Origin of the sequence: Bacillus sp. ABP14 (assembly GCF_001831375.1) — a bacterium.
GTDB lineage: Bacteria > Bacillota > Bacilli > Bacillales > Bacillaceae_G > Bacillus_A > Bacillus_A paranthracis.
Genome location: NZ_CP017016.1, coordinates 1,233,642 through 1,246,389, shown reverse-complemented (window position 1 = coordinate 1,246,389; position 12,748 = coordinate 1,233,642). Strand labels below are relative to the sequence as shown.

Annotated in this window: 10 protein-coding genes, 1 tRNA gene and 1 pseudogene; 4 read left to right on the top strand and 8 right to left on the bottom strand. The window is 30.5% G+C overall.

The features are described from left to right. Window positions 1-70: 70 nt before the first annotated feature. Both BGI23_RS06495 and BGI23_RS06490 read right to left on the bottom strand, forming a co-directional pair. Window positions 71-1,357, bottom strand: coding sequence for a D-alanyl-D-alanine carboxypeptidase family protein (locus BGI23_RS06495; RefSeq protein ID WP_070805538.1), 1,287 nt, complete (start codon window positions 1,355-1,357; stop codon window positions 71-73). A gap of 155 nt (window positions 1,358-1,512) precedes the next feature. Continuing rightward, window positions 1,513-1,740: a hypothetical protein gene (locus BGI23_RS06490; protein WP_000251864.1), complete on the bottom strand. Its 228-nt coding sequence runs from the start codon at window positions 1,738-1,740 to the stop codon at window positions 1,513-1,515. 515 nt (window positions 1,741-2,255) lie between these two features. On the opposite strand from BGI23_RS06490, the pseudogene BGI23_RS06480 reads away from it, so the two are divergent. The 3 genes and pseudogenes from BGI23_RS06480 to BGI23_RS06470 all read left to right on the top strand — a co-directional run bounded on the left by BGI23_RS06480 (window position 2,256) and on the right by BGI23_RS06470 (window position 3,778). Continuing rightward, window positions 2,256-3,011: pseudogene (locus tag BGI23_RS06480) on the top strand (class I SAM-dependent methyltransferase). A 281-nt stretch (window positions 3,012-3,292) separates the two neighbouring features. Next, window positions 3,293-3,517, top strand: a complete 225-nt coding sequence (locus BGI23_RS06475) for a hypothetical protein (protein WP_070805536.1) — start codon at window positions 3,293-3,295, stop codon at window positions 3,515-3,517. A 188-nt stretch (window positions 3,518-3,705) separates the two neighbouring features. After that, window positions 3,706-3,778: transfer RNA gene (locus tag BGI23_RS06470), tRNA-Val, on the top strand. Window positions 3,779-4,028: 250 nt separating this feature from the next. Here the strand turns inward: BGI23_RS06470 and BGI23_RS06465 are convergent. From BGI23_RS06465 to BGI23_RS06445, 5 genes are read right to left on the bottom strand one after another with little or no spacing between them, the layout of a single operon-like run. Further along, window positions 4,029-4,307 (bottom strand): aldehyde dehydrogenase, encoded by a 279-nt coding sequence (locus BGI23_RS06465; protein WP_070805535.1) that lies wholly within the window; start codon window positions 4,305-4,307, stop codon window positions 4,029-4,031. A gap of 44 nt (window positions 4,308-4,351) precedes the next feature. Continuing rightward, on the bottom strand, window positions 4,352-4,720 hold the full coding sequence (locus tag BGI23_RS06460) for a hypothetical protein (RefSeq protein WP_000414270.1): 369 nt from the start codon (window positions 4,718-4,720) through the stop codon (window positions 4,352-4,354). 25 nt (window positions 4,721-4,745) lie between these two features. Continuing rightward, window positions 4,746-5,855 carry a tyrosine-type recombinase/integrase gene (locus BGI23_RS06455; protein ID WP_070805534.1) on the bottom strand — a complete coding sequence of 370 codons (1,110 nt, stop codon included), beginning with the start codon at window positions 5,853-5,855 and terminating at the stop codon, window positions 4,746-4,748. Next, a complete protein-coding gene (locus BGI23_RS06450) occupies window positions 5,856-6,053 on the bottom strand; it encodes a helix-turn-helix domain-containing protein (protein ID WP_001093894.1) in 198 nt (65 codons plus the stop codon). It lies immediately after the preceding gene. A 14-nt stretch (window positions 6,054-6,067) separates the two neighbouring features. Further along, window positions 6,068-7,144, bottom strand: a complete 1,077-nt coding sequence (locus BGI23_RS06445; protein WP_070805533.1) for a replication initiation factor — start codon at window positions 7,142-7,144, stop codon at window positions 6,068-6,070. A gap of 414 nt (window positions 7,145-7,558) precedes the next feature. On the opposite strand from BGI23_RS06445, the gene BGI23_RS06440 reads away from it, so the two are divergent. Next, the gene (locus BGI23_RS06440) at window positions 7,559-8,254 is read left to right on the top strand and encodes an XRE family transcriptional regulator (RefSeq protein WP_070805532.1); all 696 of its coding nucleotides are present in this window, start codon (window positions 7,559-7,561) and stop codon (window positions 8,252-8,254) included. Window positions 8,255-8,459: 205 nt separating this feature from the next. Here the strand turns inward: BGI23_RS06440 and BGI23_RS06435 are convergent, their stop codons facing one another. Next, a complete protein-coding gene (locus BGI23_RS06435) occupies window positions 8,460-12,452 on the bottom strand; it encodes an SIR2 family protein (protein WP_070805531.1) in 3,993 nt (1,330 codons plus the stop codon). Between the last annotated feature and the right edge of the window lie 296 nt (window positions 12,453-12,748).

Sequence of the window (12,748 nt, the reverse complement as noted above, 5' to 3'; positions counted from 1 at the left end):
AATTATTAGTTATTTTCGATATATAAAAAAGACTGTGACAAAGTCTCTTCACAGCCTTTTAACTAGTAATTTATTTTTCTTCTGCTTTCATTCCTTTTGTATTTCGGCGTAGCACTACAAATAAAATGACTCCAAATAATATGGCAGCACCTATCCCAATGCTTATTATTTTCACGTTTGATTCGTTTACTTCAGGCTCAATCGTATCTTTTTTAGGCATTGCAAAAGTAACATCTTCTTTAGAAAGAACATTAACCGTCGCAATTGTTTGATTATTCTTTGTGATATCAACTGCCCCAACTACCTCACCACGATGAATTCCTTTATGATATAAAGAATCTTTATCTAATGAAGCCGCACGGAAAATTGTCCTTACGTTTTTTCCTTCATCTTTCTTAAGCATAAGTTCTGCACTTTGCTCAAGTTCGCTATCAATGTCTTTATTTAAATACGTTGTCTTTTGATGCCAACTATGTTTATCTAGTACCGTTTGCTTCACAAATTGACCAAAAGAATAGTCCGCCATCTGCTTTAAATCTTCATAAATTTCAGGTCTTTGAGAAGCCATTACTACATTTATAATACGATTTCCATCCTTCTCATTTAATAGAACGAGCGTATTGCGCGCTTCATTTGTAAAACCTGTCTTACCGCCAATACTAAATGGATTTTCAAAATAAGTAGATTTATTAAAAATAGACACCGTCTGCCTAGATGTCGTAACTGTCGTCCTTTTCGTATTCATCGCTTGCAAAATCTCAGGGTACTTTTGCACACCTCTCGTAATCATAGCCATATCATATGGCGTAGTATAATGGTTCGGATCATGCAATCCATTTGGTGTTACAAAATGACTATCGGTAGCCCCTAATTGCTTCGCTCTCTCATTCATCATATTAGCGAAATTCTCAACACTTCCGCCAATACGCTCTGCAATTGCATATGACACATCATTCGCACTTAGCACCATTAAAATCATAAGTGCAGTATTTCTATTAATCGTCTCACCAGGTTGAAACTCAATTTGATAATTACTCTTCTCTTGATCTAATGCTACTTGTGAAAACGTAAATTGATCCTCTGGCTTCGTATGCTCCATAAGTAAAATCGCCGTTAACACTTTCGTCATACTAGCCGGAAACGCCCGATGATGTGCGTTTTTATCGTACAAAATATCTCCAGTTTTCGCATCGATCGTAGTTGCAAACTGACTAAAAACATTTGGCCCTTCCTTAGGTGGTGGTGCCACTTGTTCTGGATTCACTCCAACATTCGTCTCAGCACGTAACGTCATAGGTGTCAAAAAAAATAAACAAATAACGGTAATAAAAGCCAAAATTTTCTTTAAATTTACCATATGACTCTCCCTTTTCCCTATACTCTCACAGTTTAAAAATTGAATCTACCAATCTATATGTAATTTGTATTAAATTGGAAGAATATTCACTGTTTTTTACTATATCATACTTTTACGATAAAGAACATAAATATACAATAAAAAATAAGAAAGAATTATTCTTTCTTATCCTTCTCATCAATTAATGAATCTATTAATTTTTGACTAGCTTCCTCAGGTGTAATCTCATCTGTCATTCCCATAAACGACCAACCTTTAGAATCAACCCACTCAACAAACTCTTGTAAAAACTCATCATGTGTAACATCCACATCAAGAATTGAGCCATTAATTGAAATCGTTCTATTTCTAGATACGCGCATCTTGAACGTCTTCCTTACCATTACAATAATTCTCCCTCTACTTCTGAATATTTATAAAGTGAAACTTTAATCAGTGGGGGGTCTTCATTCCCCACTGATTATTAGTTGAACCAATCGGGCTTTTACGGGCAGTTAATCTCCCACCTAAATTCTTTGCTTTCGCTGAATTTTGAGCGGGGATCTTACTGCCCGCAAATAGCGGGGTAAAATAATCTTGTATCTCTGTTATACATGATTTTAAGTAAATTGTAAAAAGGATATATTGGCCAATTTGCATATTGAAAATGCGAAGCTCTTATCCTACATACCCCTCGTGCGATATACAAGTGGTCATATTATTCAACAATTAGACCATTTAGATGAATAAGAACTCATGGTCTTTTGGAAGATATCATATAAAATAGTATAATTTGAATAAGGGAACTAAGGCAGCTCCATTTAGCTGGACTTTTACATTGTAGACTTAGAGACTGATGCAGAAATTACTATTTGGTTCCTATTTCTATACATAATATCGCGGGAAAGAAGGTAGTACGGTGAAAACAACAGAAAATTTTACTGACAAGGCCGATATATATGCGAAATATCGACCTAGTTATCCCAATGAATATATTGAGTATTTGCTTTCAGCTAACGAACTAAATGAGAATCAGATTGTGGCCGATATTGGTTCAGGTACGGGGATATTTAGCCGCCAGCTGCTTGAAAGTGGTTTACATGTTATTGGAGTGGAGCCAAATGATGACATGAGAAAAATGGCATAACAATCGTTAAACCAATATTCTCGTTTTCAATCTATAAAAGCAACTGCCGAACATACCACTTTAAAGGAAAATAGTGTGGATTTAATAACTGTTGCTCAAGCATTTCATTGGTTTGATAAAGAAACTTTCAAAATCGAATGCCAACGAATTTTGAAACAAAAGGCAAATGTTGCTCTTGTTTGGAATAGTAGAGATGTAACTAGTCCACTTATTAAAGAGAACGCAGAAATTTGCCAGAAAACCTGTCCAACCTTTAAAGGCTTTAGCGGTGGAATAGATGAAACTCCAGAAGCATTTAACAGCTTCTTTAAAGATGGAGAGTATGAGTTTAAAGAATATCAAAATGATTTACTTCTTGATTATGATGGATTTTTAGGAAGGAATTTATCGGCGTCCTATGCTCCAAAGGAAAATGAAGAAGAGTATAAAAACTTTGTTCTTCTCCTATCAGAGTTATTCGACAAATACAGTAAGAATGGAAAAATTATTCTCCCAAACTTAACGCGAAGTTATTTGGGCAATGTGTAAACGCCGGACATATAATTAACCTTCACCAATCGGGCATGATCATTGAATAAACCTTAGCTTTATTGTTATATGTTGAGTACAATGCAGTACACTATACTGAAAATTAAGCAAGCATACTCCCGGTTTGGATTTAGGGCGGGGTATGCTTGTTTCGTGTGATGAAATTTAATAGCTTTATTATCTTTTATAAAAAACACACATTTTATCACACGAAATACACTTGACTTTATCACAATGAAATGGAATATATTAAAAAATATCGAAAACCGAGGAGGAATTTCATGGCGCGTTGTACGTATTGTAAAACGAAATGGAAAGTAAAAGATGTATGGTCGATACTCATGGCATTTGAAAAAGATTGTCCGTATTGTTTCGGAAGGCAATATTTATCAAAGAAAACCGTAAACGCTATGCCAGAACTTTTAAGCTTACCTTTACACTTCTTATTCCCTTTTCTTGTTGATTTGAGTGATGAAAGTCCTTTGAATTGGTATCGAAAAAAATGATATAACCGCTCTATTTGAACCCACTTTTCATTACATTCTCTACTTATATATTCCTTAATACACTACTAAATTGACTCCAAATTCTTCCGGTTCAAAAGATTACTATAAAAATATTGTAAAATTTCAGTTAATTATATATAATTGTTTTAACATAATGATTAAAGATGCTGTTACATAAGCATTTTGAAGATCCCGTAGCTCAGTAGGGAGAGCGCCACCTTGACAGGGTGGAGGTCGTGAGTTCGAGCCTCTCCGGGGTCATATGAAAAACCCCTTGATAGTCAAGGGGTTTCTATTTTATACTTATTAATTTTAAAGCCTTCACAGATTCTCTGGTCACATATTGGTCACCCTACCATAAAGTTGTTCATTTACTACCGCGCTCCGCTTGCTGTCCTCTACAAAATAATTTAGGACGTTGTCCTAAATCATTTCGTAAAGGATACAATTCGGATATTTATTCTACGACTTTATCCTAAACTATTAATCAAATTATAATAATATTACGTTATTATTTATGTTTTTTTAATTCACTCTCTTTCCAGCCATCAAACTCATAATAAAAAAGTTCAGGATCATATTCCCTAAGATTATACATAGATTTAGCATCTAAACGTTTATATAAATCTAAATGAAACCCAGCATATTTCTTCTTAACAGGATATAAAGGATATCCCATAATAAAAGCAAATTCTGCCCAATCAATTAAATTAATTTTATTACCACAACACACATTTACATCTTCACATCTATAAACACTCTCACACTTCGTACAATAGCAATAAGACATCAATAATCTCCTTCAAATGTTTTTGTTTAATCGTCGTTTCATTCTTAAATAAACTCTTGAAAAGCTGGATTAGATTCCCATTTTTGATCACTTACTAAGTCTATGAAATAGTTTATTACTTCCATATTATTTTTATTGCGTATAAATCCAATAGGATCATTATCCTTCAACAATTCAGCAATTGAATTAAGTAAAAGAAAAGTAATTTTTTCATTAATTAAAAAGTCTTCTGTATCTTTTTGAATAAATCCGACGGGCAACTCATCAATTAAAAGTTTTATAGCCTTAACATTTGATTTCCATCCTTCATTTTGAATATCATCATCTTGAATAACCACTCTTATATCTTTGCCTTCAATAAAATTAATCGGCGTATTTTGTTTTAATAAATCATTTAAAATATTTTTCTCCATTTTAAACATCCTCCTGTACAATAAATTAGAATAATAGCTGATTTATTTTATTTGCAGTCTCAAGTTGCATACTCGGTAATACATGACTATAAGTATCTAATGTGACACGTATATTTGAATGTCCAAGTCGTTCTGCAACTACTTTAGGATGAACACCTTCTTTCAATAACAAAGTTGCATGTGTATGCCTTAAATCATGGAATCTAATCTTTGTTATATCTATTTTCTCTATTAAGCTATAAAAAGACCTTAATAAATTTCTAGGTAAACATGGTGTCCCGATATTTGTGCATACCACAAGATCATTGTTTATATATAAAATCGCTGCTACCCTTTTTTCATTATCAATGATTTCTTTATGCTTTACTAAAAAATTTATTGTTTCATTAGGTAATGCAATACTTCTTTGTCCAGACTTTGTTTTTGCTCCTGCTATTATTTTGTTCCCTGCATGATTTAAAGTCTGTTTAATTGAAAGTGTATTATTATTAAAATCAATATCTTTCCATCTTAGGGCTAATATCTCACCCTGTCGCATTCCGGTAGTAAGTGCCAAAAGGAATGCAATATAATATCTACTACTTTCTGCTACCTTTAGAAAACTCTTAACCTCTCCTATATCCCAGACTTTCAATTCACTTTTATATGCTTTAGGTCTATCAACCAAAGAAGCAACATTGCGTTTTATTAATCCCCACCTTTCAGCTTTTTTTAAAGAATCATTTATTAAAGAATGTATTTTTTGTACATTCTCCCTTGATAATAAATTATTCTTTATTATCTCATTATACAATTTTTGGATATCTATAGGTCTTATTCTGGAAATTTCTATGTTTCCTAGATTAGGAATAATATATTTATTTATTAACCAACTATAGGTTTTAAAGGTGGATTCTTTTATAAGTATCTTTTTATCATCAAGCCAACTATTTAAATATTCTTTATACAACATTTTAGACGGTTCACTAAATGTACCATCTTTTAAAAGAGCATGTTCTGCTTCAGTCAAAGCATTTTGTGCTTCCTTTTTTGTTTTAAATCCCCTCTTCTTTTTTTGCCTTCTCTTCCCGTTTACTTTCCCTAGTTCTAGTACATAATACCAACTGTTACCGTCTTTTTTTACAGAGCCAGCCAATTAATTTCCCTCCTTTACATCGCTACCTTCTAGCCAAGATATAAAGACAGTCTTTAATACTTTAATTCTTCTTCCTATTCGAACTGTATGAAAATCCCCAGAGTTAGCTAATTCATAAGCTTGTCTTCTTCCAATTCCTAATATTTCTTGAATATGTACAACATCTAATACTGATGGGTATTGTTCTAATGTATTCATAAAATCCTCCTGTTTTAGCACGAATGAGTTGATAGAAAGCGCCTACTCCTTTGTATTTTTTCTTGATCAAAAGTAGTGTTTTTCTTATTTAACTTCGATTCAGTCCATCTCTTTGCAATTTTAGTAGTAACCTCTAAACTATCATGATTATTTAAGGCTCCCACTGAAATAAGTAAACCAGCAATTTGATCTAATAGCTGTTCTGTATTCCCTATTTTCACTTTTTTTCTTATAATGGGAGAAAAATTTTGTGTTAAATCTGCTTTTTGAACGATAGTCCACCTAGGATCTAGCGGCCACCTAGTTTTATTTTTATCTATTAATGGAACCTTAAGGTTTAACCATTCCATTGTTAAGTAAGACCAAATGTTATTTTCTTTTAGAATAAAATCTTCTATAGAGCTAACTCCAAATTCTTTTAGACATTTTCTTCTAATTTGAAATTCAACCCTCCATACAGATTTTATTTCATCCCATAAATGTTCTTTCCACAAATCATAAAACCAAAGTTTTTGAGATTTTTTCACTTCAAGCGTTTTATTATATATACGTGCCAACAATGGATCGCCACGCCCTATTGTAAAACCACTAAATTCACTTCCATTGTAATATTCATCATTTACAAAATGATTTACTTTCCCTCTTGCTCTAGTTACTACTTTCTCCAAATCATATCTAGTAAAAGGAGTTTCATCACTATCTACACATACATCAATCCTTGATAACTTTGTATCTGTTATAGAGATTCCAAAACCACTTAACCAATTAAGAAACTCTTTAACAGCCTTTTCAAAGCCAAGTGACCATAAATAAGATGCAAGAAACCGCACTTTAATCGGTGACGTATTTTTTATTTCCTTATCCATAAAGTACATTAGGAAATCATTACAAGATACCTTATAGGAATAGAAAGGAATCCCATTTCTATGTACTTTTAAACTAATGCCATTTATTTCAACTTCATACTCTTTGGATTCTTCTTGAGCTTTAGATTTTAATAAAGCTAACATATCTAATGTGCTTTTAAAAGATTGAAAATAGTCAAAGACTTCAACTCCAAATTCAACTGTATCAATACCTTTAATAATCAATATATGTTCCTCCTTACCCTAATGTTGTAATTTGAACCCCGCATGTTATATGGTTGCGGGGAAGTGAAACCATTTAATCTCCCTAATTTTGATACAAAGCTTCTGCCAAACTAGATTAAACCGATCAGCCCTCAAAGGAGGTCTGATCCGCTTAATCAACCTAGCATGATTTACTCCTCCATATCAAAACTTAGCCGCTCTCTCTATTTTTCAATATTTAACACGAAATAATCTTAAGTTTTATCAAACTTTCTTTCAATGACTAAAAAGTAATTTACATATGACTTTTTAATCATTAACTGAATATTAACCTTAAATGATTTTATTGTCAATATAAAATGACTAAAAAGTCACTAAAGATATATTTGACTAATTTATGATGTAAAACTACTATTAAGATAAGGAGGGAAACTCTTGAATTACTATGACAAATTAAATCAAATGATAGAAAAAAGTAACCTAACTTTAAAAGAAATTGCAGAAAAGTGTATGCTTTATGGAGTAAGTATTAATCCCTCATACATAAGCAAGCTTAGAACAGGGAAGCAACCTCCAGCATCTGATGATGTTAATATCGCAATAGCAAAAGCTTGTGGATTCGAAAAACAAATAGAGGACTTTCTTTTTGAAGCTTATTTAGAGAAATCACCTGAATATATAAAAAAATTATTGCTTGAAATTACTGATTTATTTAGTAATACAGCTCAAACAATTCTTGAAACACAAACACCCCCTCATCTTCTTCCATTGATTAAAGCACAATTCAATCAAATGACTAGATATGACGTTGTACGACAAACTCTAAATAATGCAGGAACAATCAATAAAGTTAATATACAACCCTCTAAATCAATAACAATGACAGATGATTCAATGGAACCTTTAATACCTAAAGGAGCAATGTTGCATTTTGAAGAGGTTGATAAAGTTGAAAATGGTGATGTTATAGTCACAACGTCTGATGAGAGTTACTTGATAAGAAAAGTAGTTTTAGTTGAAGATAAAATTGTACTGGTGGCTTTAAAAAAAGAAATAAAACCTATAATAATTGGCGATATAAATTCACAATTTTTAGGTAGAATAACATCTATAACTAAATTTATTGATTAATTATCATTACAATAAAAGTACTTACGTTTTAAGTAAGTACTTTTTCTTTTTGGAATACTTGAACGAGTCCCTTCTTTATGTTAAAAATTTTTTATACTCAAAAAAGAATTTCTAATACTTTTAAAAACAAAAAACGGTATTCCTTCTACATCTTAAATAGAAAGAATACCGTTTTTCATTTTATAATATCTGAGCTCTTTGTTACTTACTTTATTTCATTATACCTTGAATGTATATCATTTAAAAAATATAATCCATTTTGCGCATAAATATTACAAATTTCATTTGTTAATTTATTTATGCACTTATCCTTAGCTTCATAAAGATATTCGACTAGAATTTCAATTGAGTCTTGAGGATATTTTGGCATACAACTCTTGACCAAATCATTCATTAACTCACCAATAATTAATTTTTTGTCTGCAGAATCACTAGGAGCTATTCTCTCATGTAAACTTTGTATTATTCCATAAGAGTTAAAATTATCTTCAGCATAAGGTATGGCGATTTTCAATCTATAATAATCATCTCTTTCAATCTCATCTAATATAGATATTAGATCTAATGAGTCTGATAGCAGCACTCTATCTTCTTTACTTAATTCTCCTGATTTACGATTCTTGTAATATTTATAGAATGTCTTCCAAAATTCAATTATTCTTTCCTTATCACTTTCTGGAGTATGCCCATCGTGATAGCAAAACATTCTTATAAACTCACCAATTGCTTCATGATTCCATGTGGCCAAAACCATTTCATATAACTCGTTATCCTCATAGCGGCTATCTAAATAACCTGTAGCAATATCCTTTGCTATTTGTTTTAGCTTTAAATTATGGTCAATTGCGTATTTATAATGATCTTTCATTAAAGTATAAATATCACTAGAAATACCTCCATGATGAGTATAACCTGTCATAAAGGATATCCAAATTTTATCTCCAAAATTCATTTTTTCTATTTTATTAATAGTCCAATCTTTGTCTAAAAAATAAAAAAGTGATAGTTTCCAACCTAATAAGATATATGCATCTTCAACCTTATGCTCTATGTATTCATCATATATCTCTCGAAAAGCACTATCCCAGCTCCCGTTCTTATCTTTATTATACAGCGACATAAATAATACTGTCCTTAATGCTTGTCCTTTAACTGAATTTAGAATATAAGATAGTGGATCATTATTTAAATCTTTTTCTTCTAAATTTTTTATTTTTCTTAAGATATCTAATAAAATTTCTTTAGCTTTCGTATAATGTTTACTTTCAAACTCCCATTCTTTATTTTCCGAACCAGCTCTTAAAAGGGAGAAAATACACTTTAAAGTAGCTTTATAATCAGCATGCCAGACTTCATGATTTAATCTATATTTGTCATTCCAAAAATCTTCTCTACATACATAGTCTGAAATAAACTTTAAAACTTTTCCCCAATCAAAAGAATTTTTCTCTCTCCAAGCTTCATTTAAACCTGAAAATATTTGGCAGATATAATCATATGCTGTATCAGTAAACGGTTGTAAGTCTTCTACTATTTTATTTGGATGTTTTTTAGTAACTTCTTTTATTGCTCTTCCTAAGTCAGCAGTTGTAGAACCTTCCCCAAAATCATTTATTTTAAATTCACTTATATATACCGCCAGCTCATGATTTGTCTTTTTTATAAGCAGATTCTCATCTATAGATACTGAGTTAGAATCTCTGTTTATTTCCTCTACTCTTATTATTGGTCTCATTTCAACCTTTAATTTCTCGTTCTTCTCTTTTAAATTTCTATATTCAGCATCAAAAGGTGATAGTTCTTTTAATGTATTTAATCTTTTCATCTTCCAAATTTCTGTATATTTATCCTTATTTTCAATTTCCCAATATAATTCTGGACCTTTTTCAATTAAATTCATTAGTTGCTTTTCATGATTAGGCTTTAAATTTTTTATTTGTTCTAGAATCACTCTCAATTCATCTTCGAAAGCACCATCTTGAAAAATAAATCTCCCTTTTTTACCAGATAACAAGTTCCAGAAAATATCGTTATACATTGAGAACTTTTCACCTATAACATACAATAATATTTTTTGAAATAGAAAATATTCTTCATTCATTAATTTATTTAAAAAACCCTCTAAATAACTATCTTTTTTGGAAACTAGTACCCTTTTAAATATATTAAGAATCAGTTCTAAACCATCTTGATTATATATTTCATCTTTAGCATGGAGAGAATAGAAAATTTCCTTACAATATAAGCTATAATATGCAAATTTAATTATTTTCTTTAAATCAGATTCTATTCTTTTCCCCTTAAATTTATTGCTGATGAAAGTTGTAACATTCTCAACAAATTCTTCTATCCCTGCTTTTTTTAATTCAAATTTATGAATAACTTCACTTTTTTCTAGTAACTCAATACTATATTGATCAGTAGTATTAAATACTTTAATTACATATTGATGACCATCACAATTAAAAACTGTATTACTTTCTGAATCACCAAGAAACTGATTTATCTCCTCTTTCATATTTATTAATAAATCTTCAGAGCATTTTTCTGAGATTCTATTAACAATATTTTCATTGAAGATATGATAAAAATCGAAACTTTTTAACCTTAGTGAATTCTTTTCATGATCTAATTTTAATAATAGCTGTATAATTTTCTCAGCTATTTCTATGTCTTTTTCTTCATCAGACATTAAGAATTTAGGCAGGAGTTTTTCTCCAATTTTAAAAGAGATACGATCTTGATCAAATTTTGAATTCATCCATGTTTCTATAACATCAACCACTTCTAAACCTATATACTTATTCGGGATTTCTGCTAAAATCCTAATAAATTCAAGCCAAACAAAGTAGTTATCGAGCACCTCTTCTTCATTCTTATGATTAGATATATCATTAATTATATTTAAAATTTCACTTATTTTACTTTCATTTCGAACGACTTTCTTTAGGTAATCTGTTTGTGGCCAGTATGTTATCTTATACCCCTCTCCAATCTTCTTAGGATTAGGCACTTTTGTTGGATCAAAAAATCCTTTATCTTTCAAATAATCAAACCACTTAACATCATCAATATTTTCAAACAAATATGCTCCTAGAGATTCATCCTTATCAATTAACTCTACTACGGATTTCATTCCAGCCTCAAATGCATTTTTCTCTTCTCGATTAATAACGTCCTTTATAAATGAGATATTTTGCATATAATCCTGTTCTTCACTCACTTCACTTAATTCAGTTGACCATTTTTTAATTATATGAATTAATTGTTCATAACCAGTTTGACCAATATCATAAGGGATTAGCTCAACACCCAATTCATTATAATATTTGTTAAGAAGATCAACCATTTTATAGTCTTCTTTATAAGTTGAGTACAGCATATAATGTTTTTTTACATTTTCAGGATTATTATTTTTAGATAGCATATACTCTAAAATTTCAAATTCCTCTAATCCATACCCCATAAACAACACTACATACTTGGAATTAAATACCTTATCAAGAAAAACTGATAACTCCGGATATATATTCTTGGAATTGGTCCCATAACATTCTAAATAGTGATTCAAGTTAACTACCATCTGTTTTTCTTGCTTTATGCTACCATGAATATGAATTACATTCCCATTTTTAAGCTTAGATTCTAATAGATGTGAGCGTTCAAATACAATCTCTCTCCCTAATTCACTTTGCTTTGGTTCATATTTTAGTTTGGTATTAACCTTTTCATCTAACTTTTCATCTAACCTTTCACTTTCTTTAACTTGTATAGCGATTTTATCTAAACATTCATCATAATTAGTAGTTATGTAAATGGCATTCATTGAATATAAAGCAGAATATAATTCATGATATTTTTGTTGATTGTCTTTATTTATTTGAAATACTTCCTCTACGGGTCTTGATTTAATTTTCTGTTCACCCATTAACACATCGCAAATCGTCAATAATTTCTTTGCATCTAGTTTTTTTAGACTTTCATATGTCCGAAAATCTATTAACCCTTTTTCACGAATAGTTTCAAGTCTACCTATAGCGAATTCGTCCCAAGATGGTAATTTCACTAACCTTGAGACACCAGCACCAACAAAAATAATTAAATTACCCAATTTTGCAGCCTCTATTATATTGGGATATTTCTGGATTTCTGGTATTCCCTTAATATCGTCTAGTTTAATTTTTTTTTCATCTTCCATCTTTATTCCCTCAAATCTTTATTAATATTAAGTTTTAACAAAAATCAACAAATAGTACTAATAAACCTGCTAATTTAAACTTGAATAAACTTTTAGTTAAGGTTCCTCTTTTTATACAATCTAACAATTCTTTAATTTTACCAATTATTGTTTAAAAAAGTAATATAATTATTATTTATACATTTTGCTTTTTAATTAACTGCTACACCATAACCATATCTACATATTGACTAACAAAAAATGTATTGGTCACAATTATGGTCACCAACTATAGGAATCTTACAAATATAAGAGGA

Bases quoted from the DNA above. Each gene is read 5' to 3' on its own strand.
- BGI23_RS06495 (WP_070805538.1), bottom strand. From the start codon at position 1,357: ATGGTAAATTTAAAGAAAATTTTGGCTTTTATTACCGTTATTTGTTTA.
- BGI23_RS06490 (WP_000251864.1), bottom strand. From the start codon at position 1,740: ATGGTAAGGAAGACGTTCAAGATGCGCGTATCTAGAAATAGAACGATT.
- BGI23_RS06475 (WP_070805536.1), top strand. From the start codon at position 3,293: ATGGCGCGTTGTACGTATTGTAAAACGAAATGGAAAGTAAAAGATGTA.
- BGI23_RS06465 (WP_070805535.1), bottom strand. From the start codon at position 4,307: ATGTCTTATTGCTATTGTACGAAGTGTGAGAGTGTTTATAGATGTGAA.
- BGI23_RS06460 (WP_000414270.1), bottom strand. From the start codon at position 4,720: ATGGAGAAAAATATTTTAAATGATTTATTAAAACAAAATACGCCGATT.
- BGI23_RS06450 (WP_001093894.1), bottom strand. From the start codon at position 6,053: ATGAATACATTAGAACAATACCCATCAGTATTAGATGTTGTACATATT.
- BGI23_RS06435 (WP_070805531.1), bottom strand. From the start codon at position 12,452: ATGGAAGATGAAAAAAAAATTAAACTAGACGATATTAAGGGAATACCA.